This is a genomic window from Anaeromyxobacter sp. SG64, assembly GCF_022690745.1.
GTDB lineage: Bacteria > Myxococcota > Myxococcia > Myxococcales > Anaeromyxobacteraceae > Anaeromyxobacter > Anaeromyxobacter soli.
Genome location: NZ_JALCZB010000148.1, coordinates 1 through 7,172, shown reverse-complemented (window position 1 = coordinate 7,172; position 7,172 = coordinate 1). Strand labels below are relative to the sequence as shown.

The window sequence follows — 7,172 nt, the reverse complement described above, 5'->3', positions numbered from 1 at the left end:
GCCCGGCGAGCGCGAGGAAGCGCCGCCGCGCCGCGCCGTCCCGCGCGAGCGCCCCCACCCAGGCGTCCGCGTGCGCGCGCGCGCCGCCGCGCTTCTCGCCGCGCACGGTCATGCAGAGCTGCTCCGCGTCGAGCAGGCACGCCGCGCCGCGCGCCCCGAGGTGCGTGACGAGCGCGTCCGCGATCGCGCGAGAGAGCTCCTCCTGCAGCAGGAGCCGGTGGGCGAGGGTGTCGACGAGCCGGACGAGCTGACCGAACCCCACCACCCTGCCGCCGGGCAGGTAGGCGACGTGGGCGACCCCCCTCGACGGCAGGAGGTGGTGCGGGCAGACCGAGTGGAACGCGATGCCCGTCACGGCGACGAGATCGCGGCTGGACGACGGGATCGCCTCGGCGAGCAGCTCGGCCGGATCGCGCCGGTAGCCGTCGACGAGGTCCTCGAGCCAGGCCTGCGCCACGCGCCGGGGCGTGCCCTGGAGATCCTCGGACGCGCGGGTCTCGGCGGGCAGCCCGAGCGCGTCGAGGAACCGCTCGACGGCCTCCGCGGCCGCGGCCGGATCCGGCGGCGCGGCGCCGCCGGTGGCGCGGGACCGCGCCGGCCGGACTGGCCTAACGGCCACGCGGCCCCCGGTAGGTGACGCACGAGTCCGGGATCTCGTAGAGCCGCACCTCGGCGAGCCCCGGCAGGTGCGGCTCGAGCGCCTCCCAGATCCACCGCGCGATGTTCTCCGCGGTGGGGTTCTCGAGCACGTCGTTCAGCGTTCGGTGGTCGACGCGCGCGAGTACCTGCTCCTGCACGACGCGCTTCACCTCGCCGAAGTCGGCGATCATCCCGGTGCGGGGATCGACCTCGCCCTCGAGCGCGACGAAGAACCGGTAGTTGTGCCCGTGCATCCGGAAGCACGGGCCCTCGTAGCGAGGGAGGCGGTGCGCCGCGGCGAAGTAGAACTCCACGTCGAGCCGCATGCGGCGGGCGTCGGGGTAGTCGATCGCTGCCATGGCCCTCTTATAGCTCCACCACGACGTCCTCGCCCTCGACGCGCACGTCGAACGACTGGACGCACACGTCCGGGAACTCGGAGCACTCGCCCGTCTCGAGCGCGAAGGGCCACGCGTGCAGCGGGCAGAAGACCGTGTCGCCCTTCACGTCTCCGGACGCGAGCGCCGCGCCGCGATGCGGGCAGACGTTGTCGAGCGCGTAGACGCGCTCGCCCTGGCGGAAGATCGCGAGCTCGCGGCCGCCCACCTCGACGACCCGCCCACGCCCGTCCTCGATGTCCTGGAGCCTTCCGACCTTCACGCGCACGACCTCACCGTAGCCGGGAGGTCCGACGCGCGGACGTCCGCCGGGTCGCGCCGCGAGGCGCGCGCCTCGCCGCCGGGACGTCGGCGGCGACGGGCGAATCAGCCTGCGCTCGCGGCGACCTGCGCGGGGACGCAGTCGATCGAGCAGTACAGCCGCCCACCCGCCGCGTGTCCGCGCCCGAGCATCTTGGCGCCGCACGCGGAGCACGCGGGCGCGGCCTGCACGACCGCGCAGCCGAACGAGCAGAAGGTCGTCTCCCGGCCGCGATACCTGAGTCCCACCGGATACGGCCCGACGGCGCCTCCGCAGCATGCACAACGGTCCATGGTCGCCTCCCTCGCGCTGCCCTAGGCGGCGCTCGCCAGGAGGGAAGCTAGCTTCCGGGTGCCCGCCGCGGGAGCGCCCCGACGTGGGCACGTCCGGGCCCGGCGCGAGCGAAGGACCGGGTGCATCGGAACACGGTGAGCCCTCGCGCCGGGAACGACACCCCGCACGGCGCGGACGAACGCACGCGCGGGAGGCGCGCGCTGGAGCGCGGCAGCCGAGCTTCGGCGCGAAGACGAGGCGAGATTTCCGGACGCTAGGCGACCGGCGGAGGAGGCATGTCGCTCAGGTTGAGCGCGTTCTTCAGCACCTGGCTCGGCCGGAAGGTGAGCACTCGCCGGGCGCTGATCTCGATCTCCTCGCCCGTCTGCGGGTTCCGGCCGACGCGCGACTTCTTCTCGCGGACGATGAAGTTCCCGAAGCCGCTGATCTTGATCTTCTCGCCGCGCTCGAGCGTCTCCTTGATGGTGTCAAAGACCATCTCGACGACCTCGGCGGCCTCCTTCTTGGAGAAGCCCACCTTCTCGTAGACGCTCTCGATGATATCGGCCTTGGTCACGTCGCGCTCCCGCTCCCGGGTCGGCTAAGTGTCGAATTCGTTAGCTGATTTCAGAAACGGTGTCAAACCCGCACGCGCACCTTCAGCGCTGACCCGCCCCGCCCGGTGCCGCTCCCTCGCCGCTCCCCTCGGGAGCGGGTGAACCCGGCCGCGCCGGAGCCGCGCTTTCGCGCTTTTCCAGCGTCTGGAGCTCGCGCTGTGCCCCTTCCCGGGGCGCACGGGTACGTTCGGCGGCCGCGTCGAGCTGGGCCTCGACACCCTCCCCGGGCGGGACTGTCACGATGCTCTCGCTGGGTCCGCGTCGCCCCAGGCCGGCCGTCCGGGCGAGCACGATCCCGCTCACGCTCGCCGCGGCGAGCGAAAGGCAGAGCGCCGTGGCCGCCGCGGGTCGGCTCGAGCCCTCGACGAGCGCGCGCACGGCGATGACGGCGGCCGCGAGGCCGACGATCACGCCGAACGGGGCCGAGAGCGGATTCCACGACGACAGCGCCGCCGCGACGGCGAAGCCGAGCGCAGCGAGCGGCAGCCGGCGGGTGGCCACGCCCTACCCCCGGAGCTCCGCGCCGAGCCCGCCGCGCAGGCGCGCGACGATGCGCGCGTGGGCGGCGTCCGCCTCGGTGTCGGTGAGCGTCCGATCCGGGGCGCGGTAGCGGATGGCGAGCGCGAGGTTCTTCTTGCCTGCCGGGATGGGGGGACCGCGATACACGTCGAACAGCGTCGCGTCCTCGACGAGCGGCTCCTCGCGGACCGCGGCGAGCACCGCGCCCGCCTCGACGCCCTCGGCCACCACGACCGCGAGGTCGCGCAGGACCGCGGGGAAGCGGGGGATCCCGGCGTAGCGCGGCACGAGCCGCGCGCCCCGCACGAGCGCGGCGCCGGAGAGCCGGAACGCGAGCACGCCGCGCGGCAGCTCGAACGCCTCGGCGACGCGCGGGTGGAGCTCGCCGACCTCGCCGAGCGGCGCATCGTCGGCGCCGAGCACCTCGGCGGAGAGCCGCGGGTGGAGCCACGCTCCGCCGCGCGCCCGCCAGCGCGCGTCGATGCCGAGCGCCTCGAGCACGGCCGCGACGGCGGCCTTCGCGTCGTGGAAGTCGACGGGGTCCGATCCGCCCGCCCACCCGGTCGGGCTCCGGCGGCCGACGAGCACGCCTGCGAGCTCCCCCTCCTCGGCGGCCGGCGCTGGCGCGCCCGCCGGGGCGGGGCGATACACGCGGGCGATCTCGTAGAGCCGCACGTCCTCGACGCGCTGGCGACGGTTGGTGGAGGCGTTGCGGAGGAGCGACGGCACGAGGCTCGTCCGCATCACCGCCAGGTCGGCGCTGATCGGGTTCTTGAGCGCGATGGGCCGGAGCGCGGTCGCCGCGGGATCCGCGAAGGGCGCGAGGTCGCGCTCCGCCACGAAGCTGAAGTTCACCGCCTCGGCGAAGCCCGCCGCCTCGAGCGCCTCCCGGGCGCGCGCGGTCACCTGCGCGTCCGCCGGCTCGACCGGCGTGCGGACCGCGTTGGCGGGCAGCGTCTCGGGGATGGCGTCGTAGCCCTTCGTGCGGACGATCTCCTCGACGAGATCCTCCTCGAGCGACACGTCGACGCGCCAGCTCGGCACCCCTAACGTGGCCCCGTCCTCGTCGCTCGCGCGCTCCTCGAACCCGAGGCCGGCGAGGATGCGGCGCACCTCGTCGCGCGCCACGTCGATGCCGAGCAGCTCGGCGGGCCTGCGCCAGCGGAGGCGCACCGCCGGCGCCTGGTGCGGGCGCGGGTGGGCGTCGACGATCCCGGGCCGCACGGTCCCGCCGGCGAGCTCCGCGATGAGCGCCGCGCAGCGATCGAGCGCCGGGATCACCATCCCCGGATCGGCGCCCCGCTCGAACCGGTAGGAGGCCTCGGTCTTGAGGCCGTGCCGCCGCGAGGTGCGGCGGATCCCGCTCGGCGCGAACCAGGCGGACTCGACGAGCACGCGGGTCGTGCCCTCGGAGATCTCCGAGTCGCCGCCGCCCATCACGCCCGCGAGCGCGCTGCCGCGGTCGCGATCGGCGATGAGGAGATCGTCGGGCTCGAGCACCCGCTCCTTCCCGTCGAGCGTGACGATCTTCTCGCCGGGCCGGGCGGTGCGGACGACGATCTCGTGGCCGGCCACCTTGTCGAGGTCGAACGCGTGGAGCGGGTGGCCGAGCTCGAGCAGCGCGAAGTTGGTCGCGTCGACCACGTTCGAGATCGAGCGGACCCCGCACGCCTCGAGCCTGCGCGCGAGCCACTGCGGCGACGGGCCGATCTTCACGCCCTCGACCACGCGCGCGGCGTAGCGGGCGCACTTCTCCGGCGCCTCGATCCGGACCTTCACCGCCTCGGCCGCCGGCGCGCCCGCCTCGCGCAGCGCGGGGCGGGGGAGCCGCACCTCCTGGCCCAGGATCGCCGCGACCTCGCGGGCGAGGCCGACGTGCGAGAGCGCGTCCGGCCGGTTCGGCGTGACGTTCACCTCGAGGAGCACGTCCTCGAGCCCGAGCGCGTCCGCGATCGGCGTGCCCGGCGCGAGGCCACGGTCGAGGATGAGGAGCCCGCTCGCGTCCTCGGAGAGCCCGAGCTCGCGGGCCGAGCAGAGCATCCCGAACGACTCGACGCCGCGGAGCTTCGCCTTCTCGATCCGGGTCCCGCCCGGCAGCGTCGTGCCGACGGTGGCGAGCGGGACGACGTCGCCGACCTGGTAGTTCTTCGCGCCGCAGACGATCTGGAGCGGCTCGCCCTGGCCCGCGTCGATCTTCGTGACGGAGAGCTTCTCGGCGTTCGGGTGCTTCTCGGAGGCGAGGATCCGCGCCGCGACCACCCCGGCGAGCCCCTGGCCGACCCGCTCGACGGCCTCGACCTCGAAGCCCACGGCGGTCAGCCGGCGCGCCACCTCGTCCGCGGCGGCCAGCACGGGCGCGGCCGACCGTGGCTGCGCCGGAGCGAGCGGGGCGCCCTGTTGCGCCCCCCCGGCGAGGCTGCCGAGGTCCACGTACTCCGAGAGCCACTTGAGAGAGATCCGCATGCCGAGGGCTCAGAACTGCTCGAGAAAGCGCAGGTCGTTCTCGAAGTAGAGGCGCAGGTCGTCGATGCCGTAGCGGAGCATCGCCATCCGCTCGACGCCCATCCCGAACGCGAAGCCGCTGTAGCGCTTCGGGTCGAAGCCGCCGTTCTCGAGGACCTTCGGGTGGACCATGCCGGCGCCGAGCACCTCGAGCCAGCCGGTCTCCTTGCACGTCCCGCAGCGCCGCGTCTGGGCAGGCTCACCCGCCTGCCCCTGCGCTCGCACCGGGATCCGACCGGTGCCGCCGCAGATGGAGCAGGAGACGTCGACCTCGGCGCCGGGCTCGACGAACGGGAAGTAGCTCGGCCGGAACCGGGTTCGGGTGCCCTCGCCGAAGTACGCGCGCGCGAACGCGGCGAGCGTGCCCTTCAGATCGGCGAAGGTGATCCCCTCGCCGACGCAGAGCCCCTCGACCTGGTGGAACATGGGCGAGTGGGTCTGGTCGTAGTCGGAGCGGTACACGCGCCCCGGGCAGATGATCCGCACCGGCGGGACGCCGAGGCGCTGCATGGCCCGGATCTGCACCGGGGAGGTGTGCGTCCGGAGCAGCACGCTGCCGTCGGGCGCACCGTCACCGAGCGTGGACGCCTCCACGTAGAAGGTGTCCTGCATGTCCCGCGCGGGGTGATCCGGCGGGATGTTCAGCGCCTCGAAGTTGAACCAGTCGAGCTCGATCTCCGGCCCGCTCGCGACCTCGTAGCCGAGGCGCGCGAAGATGGCCGAGATGTCCTCGGTCGCGCGGGTGATCGGGTGACGGTGGCCGCGCGGCAGGACCCGCCGGCCCGGGAGCGTCACGTCGATGGGGGGCCCGGCGAGCTCGGCCTCGAGCTTCCGGGCGTCGAGCCGGGACTTCGCGCCGGCGAGGAGCGCCTCGACCTCGTCCCGGACGCGGTTCGCGACCTCGCCGACCCGCGGCCGCTCCTCGGCGGGGAGCGCGCCCATGCCGCGGAGGACCGCGGAGAGCTCGCCCTTCTTGCCGAGGAAGCGGACGCGGAGATCCTCGAGCGCCTTCTCGTCGGCTGCGGAGCCGACGGCCTCTCGGGCGCCCTTCGCGAGCGCCTCGAGCTGTCCGAGGAGGTCGGCCAAGGCCCCTCCCCTATGCCCGGGCGGACTTGACGACGGCCGCGAAGTCGCCGGGCAGCGCGAGCGCGAGATCCGCGAGGATCTTGCGGTCGATGGCGATGCCCGCCTTCTTGAGCCCCGCGACGAGCCGCGAGTACGTCGTGCCGTTCTGGCGGGCGGCGGCGTTGATGCGGACGATCCAGAGCGCGCGGAAGTCGCGGCGCTTCTGGCGGCGGTCGCGCGTGGCGTAGTCGAGCGCGCGCTCGACGGCCTGGTTCGCGCGGCGGTAGCAGTTCTTGCGGCGGCCGCGGAAGCCCTTCGCCAGCTTCAGGACGCGGTTACGACGACGGCGAGCCTTGAATCCCTTCTTGACGCGCATCTTCCTTCTCCTGCCGGCGGGAGGCGCCGCGGTCCGTCACTCCTCGTGACGCCCCGTGCACTCTTGTGGACCCCGCTTGGGCGTTACGGCTCCCGGCGCCCTAGCGGGCGTACGGGAAGCACTCCTTGATCTTCTTCTCGTCCATCGGGGACAGGTGGTCCGTGCCCCGGAGATGGACCTTCTGCTTCTTCGTCTTCCCGAACGTCGCGAGGTGGCGGACGCCGGCGCGGCGGAACTTCACCTTGCCGCTCTTCTTCGGGATGAAGCGCTTCTTCGCGCCGCTCTTCGTCTTCAGCTTGGGCATTTCCTTCGTTCCTTCGTGCATCGTGCCCGGCGACGGACCTTTCCGGTCTCGCGCCGCGCACGGAGATCGGTTCGGCCTACCGCGGGCCGTCCGGGTTCGGCGCCGGCGCCGCCGCCGGGGGCGGCGCGGGCGGCGGGGCGGGCGCGGGGGTCTCGCCGGGCTGCGCCCCGGCGGCCGG

10 protein-coding genes are annotated in these 7,172 nt (G+C 73.9%); all 10 read right to left on the bottom strand.

What is annotated here, in order from left to right; genetic code table 11:
- Window positions 1-619 (bottom strand): GTP cyclohydrolase I (gene folE / locus MNZ29_RS23020; protein ID WP_242356937.1); only part of this gene is annotated, 619 nt, incomplete at its 3' end.
- Window positions 609-998 carry a 6-carboxytetrahydropterin synthase QueD gene (gene queD / locus MNZ29_RS23015; RefSeq protein ID WP_242340032.1) on the bottom strand — a complete coding sequence of 130 codons (390 nt, stop codon included), beginning with the start codon at window positions 996-998 and terminating at the stop codon, window positions 609-611. The genes folE and queD, both read right to left, overlap by 11 nt.
- A gap of 7 nt (window positions 999-1,005) precedes the next feature.
- A complete protein-coding gene (gene nirD, locus MNZ29_RS23010) occupies window positions 1,006-1,299 on the bottom strand; it encodes a nitrite reductase small subunit NirD (RefSeq protein ID WP_242356935.1) in 294 nt (97 codons plus the stop codon).
- Between the two features lie 104 nt (window positions 1,300-1,403).
- On the bottom strand, window positions 1,404-1,631 hold the full coding sequence (locus MNZ29_RS23005; RefSeq protein WP_242340034.1) for a hypothetical protein: 228 nt from the start codon (window positions 1,629-1,631) through the stop codon (window positions 1,404-1,406).
- Between the two features lie 254 nt (window positions 1,632-1,885).
- A complete protein-coding gene (locus MNZ29_RS23000; protein WP_242340035.1) occupies window positions 1,886-2,188 on the bottom strand; it encodes an integration host factor subunit alpha in 303 nt (100 codons plus the stop codon).
- 82 nt (window positions 2,189-2,270) lie between these two features.
- The gene (locus MNZ29_RS22995) at window positions 2,271-2,729 is read right to left on the bottom strand and encodes a hypothetical protein (RefSeq protein WP_242340036.1); all 459 of its coding nucleotides are present in this window, start codon (window positions 2,727-2,729) and stop codon (window positions 2,271-2,273) included.
- Window positions 2,730-2,732: 3 nt separating this feature from the next.
- Window positions 2,733-5,210 (bottom strand): phenylalanine--tRNA ligase subunit beta, encoded by a 2,478-nt coding sequence (gene pheT / locus MNZ29_RS22990; protein WP_242356933.1) that lies wholly within the window; start codon window positions 5,208-5,210, stop codon window positions 2,733-2,735.
- A gap of 9 nt (window positions 5,211-5,219) precedes the next feature.
- Complete coding sequence (gene pheS / locus MNZ29_RS22985) at window positions 5,220-6,335, bottom strand: phenylalanine--tRNA ligase subunit alpha (protein WP_242356931.1); 1,116 nt, start codon at window positions 6,333-6,335, stop codon at window positions 5,220-5,222.
- Window positions 6,336-6,345: 10 nt separating this feature from the next.
- Entirely contained in the window at window positions 6,346-6,690 is a 345-nt protein-coding gene (gene rplT, locus MNZ29_RS22980) for a 50S ribosomal protein L20 (protein WP_242340038.1), read from the bottom strand.
- A gap of 100 nt (window positions 6,691-6,790) precedes the next feature.
- A complete protein-coding gene (gene rpmI / locus MNZ29_RS22975; protein ID WP_242340039.1) occupies window positions 6,791-6,994 on the bottom strand; it encodes a 50S ribosomal protein L35 in 204 nt (67 codons plus the stop codon).
- Window positions 6,995-7,172: the final 178 nt, after the last annotated feature.

Coding starts and splice junctions, on each gene's coding strand:
- pheT (WP_242356933.1), bottom strand. CDS start 5,210: ATGCGGATCTCTCTCAAGTGGCTCTCGGAGTACGTGGACCTCGGCAGC.
- queD (WP_242340032.1), bottom strand. CDS start 998: ATGGCAGCGATCGACTACCCCGACGCCCGCCGCATGCGGCTCGACGTG.
- MNZ29_RS23005 (WP_242340034.1), bottom strand. CDS start 1,631: ATGGACCGTTGTGCATGCTGCGGAGGCGCCGTCGGGCCGTATCCGGTG.
- rplT (WP_242340038.1), bottom strand. CDS start 6,690: ATGCGCGTCAAGAAGGGATTCAAGGCTCGCCGTCGTCGTAACCGCGTC.
- rpmI (WP_242340039.1), bottom strand. CDS start 6,994: ATGCCCAAGCTGAAGACGAAGAGCGGCGCGAAGAAGCGCTTCATCCCG.